At 44.1% G+C, this 2,476-nt stretch carries 3 protein-coding genes and 1 pseudogene; all 4 read left to right on the forward strand.

Annotation, left to right across the window (positions count from 1 at the left end; all coding sequences use genetic code 11):
• The first annotated feature begins 201 nt into the window (after positions 1 to 201).
• Positions 202 to 987 carry a Mur ligase family protein gene (locus BCU57_RS20950; RefSeq protein ID WP_413211529.1) on the forward strand — a complete coding sequence of 262 codons (786 nt, stop codon included), beginning with the start codon at positions 202 to 204 and terminating at the stop codon, positions 985 to 987.
• 267 nt (positions 988 to 1,254) lie between these two features.
• Positions 1,255 to 1,488, forward strand: a complete 234-nt coding sequence (locus BCU57_RS20955; RefSeq protein ID WP_413211530.1) for a hypothetical protein — start codon at positions 1,255 to 1,257, stop codon at positions 1,486 to 1,488.
• Positions 1,461 to 1,925: an SPOR domain-containing protein gene (locus tag BCU57_RS20960; protein ID WP_413211531.1), complete on the forward strand. Its 465-nt coding sequence runs from the start codon at positions 1,461 to 1,463 to the stop codon at positions 1,923 to 1,925. The genes BCU57_RS20955 and BCU57_RS20960 overlap by 28 nt, the downstream gene beginning before the upstream one ends.
• Positions 1,926 to 2,096: 171 nt before the next feature.
• Positions 2,097 to 2,375: pseudogene (locus tag BCU57_RS20965) on the forward strand (CvpA family protein); the annotation flags it as partial.
• Positions 2,376 to 2,476: the final 101 nt, after the last annotated feature.

The following is a 2,476-nucleotide window of genomic DNA, read 5'->3' on the forward strand; positions in this document are numbered from 1 at the left end:
GGTGCTATCGACATGATCGTTGACCGTCGTGAAATGCGTCAGCGTGTTGCAAGCCTTGTTGCTAAAATGACCAACCAGCCTTCACCATTGGTAGTTTCTGTGAACGATTCACCGAATGAAGCTACTTATGAAGTACCAGAAGCGCCAGAAAAAGGGTAAAGTACCATCTAACAAACCTACTTAATCATGGTTATGAGTTAGATGAGTCAACAACCTATTCCTCAAGCCACATCCTCTTTGGAGATGTGGCTTGATTATTTATCAAACATCCACACAAGTGCTATTGATCTTGGTTTAGACCGAGTTCAAGCCGTCGCCTCTAAGGCAAAGCTCACCAAACCTGCTCAACACGTTATTACCGTTGCTGGAACCAATGGCAAAGGCTCAACGTGTGCTCTGATGGAAGCGATTCTGTTGGACGCTGGTTACTCAGTTGGTGTCTACAGTTCTCCTCACTTAATTCGCTATAACGAGCGTGTTCGTATTAACGGCCAAGATCTATCCAACGAAAAGATGGTTCAGTCTTTCGATTTCATTGAGAAAGAGCGTGGCGAAATCAGCCTTAGCTTTTTCGAATATGGTACGTTGGCGGCGTTACGTGCTTTTCAAACAGAAACGGTTGATGTTGTGTTATTGGAAGTGGGTCTAGGCGGGCGTCTAGATGCGACCAATATCGTTGAACATGATGTTTCTGTGATTACCAGTTTGGCTGTCGACCATGTTGATTGGCTGGGTGACGACATCAATGTGATTGGCTTTGAAAAAGCGGGTATCTATCGTAGTGGTAAACCTGCTATTTGTGGTCAACCCAAGCCACCTGCGACGGTTGCTGCGCACGCTGATGACATTAAGGCTGAGTTCTATCAAGTGGGTATTCAATATGCTTATGATGTAGATGGCGATGTTGGAATTGGCGCAGTGGTGCATTTCAATTGGAATCACTGCCTATTCCAAGCCTACCATTACCTAATGCAGCAACAGCATTAATGGCACTAGGTACTTCAGATCTGACTATTAGCGATGTTAACGTGGTGAACGGTTTGAAGAATGCTCAGCTCCCGGGACGCATGCAGCAAATTAGTGAACACCCCGTGATTGTGCTTGATGTCGCGCATAATCCGCATTCGGCTGAATATTTTGCACAGCAAGTTGAGAAGACGTACGCAGGAAAAACTTACACGTTGTTGTCGCTATGCTTCATGACAAAGATATCCCCGCGACATTGGAAGTATTAGCGCCGATGACAACACATTGATGCCAGCTTCACTGCAAGGCCCACGAGCTGCAACGGCGGCGGAATTGTGTCAAAGCTTACCTGAAGGTATAAAGCAGCATACAACTCCTGTTGCGGCGTTTGAAGCGGCTTTAGCTTCGGCTCAAGGTGATGATGTTGTGCTGGTGGTCGGTTCTTTCCATACCGTGGGTGAAGTGTTGGAGCACTGGCAGAAAAAGGAAACTAAATGGCAAGTAAATTCCAAAGCCGATTAGTCGGCACCATCATTTTAGTGGCCATTGGCGTGATTGTATTGCCCGATGTGCTTGATGGTAAGAAGCTCCACTACAAAGAAGAGTTTGCAAGCATTCCGATTAAGCCTGAGCTTGATAGTAATGTTGATGTTTTTGAAGTACTCGACCCTGTTGAAGATCAGATTGCATTACCGGATTCTCCGGTTGAGCAAGTGGTTGAAAGTGGCGGTGCTGATAAATCCGATACGCAAATGGCGTCGACTTCAAACAATAAAGAAGCAGACAAAGTGGCAGTCGTGGTGAAACCTGTACCAGAAAAAAATGAATACCAAGACAGTGCTTGGCTTATTCAATTAATGGCTTTGAAGAATGCTGACAACGCAAAAAATGTTGTTAAGGATTTACAAAAGCGTGGTTACCAGGCTCACACCAAACAAGAAAAAACTTTACGCGAGTAATTATTGGCCCGGATGTCTCTAAATCCAAACTTGAGCGACAAATTAAGGAATTAGAAAAAATTACGGGTTCAAAAGGCCAATTGCTCAAATTTAAACCGTTAAATCCATAAGAAAACGTTTGCGTCAGCATTTTTTCTGTTAAAATGCGCGCCAACTTAAGATGAAGAATTCATGAATTGGTTAGATTTTGTCATTTTAGGCGTGATCGGCTTCTCTGCCGTGATCAGTTTAGTTCGCGGTTTCGCTAAAGAAGCGTTGTCACTTGTTATTTGGTTTGGAGCATTTTTTATTGCTAGCCAGTACTACGCTAAATTAGCCATGTACTTCACCAATATCGAAGATGAGATGTTTCGAAACGGAACTGCGATAGCAGCATTATTTGTTGCGACGTTAGTTGTTGGTGCCTTAGTTAACTATGTCATCGGTCAACTAGTTCAGAAAACAGGCCTGTTGAAGCGGCGCACGAAAAACGCGAAAGCGTTTCACGATAATGAAATCAAGCTTTCCTGAACTGGGAGAAGTAATGTCATTCACTTCCAGTAACGAACGGG

This window comes from Shewanella sp. 10N.286.48.B5 (genome assembly GCF_002874355.2).
Lineage (GTDB): Bacteria > Pseudomonadota > Gammaproteobacteria > Enterobacterales > Shewanellaceae > Shewanella.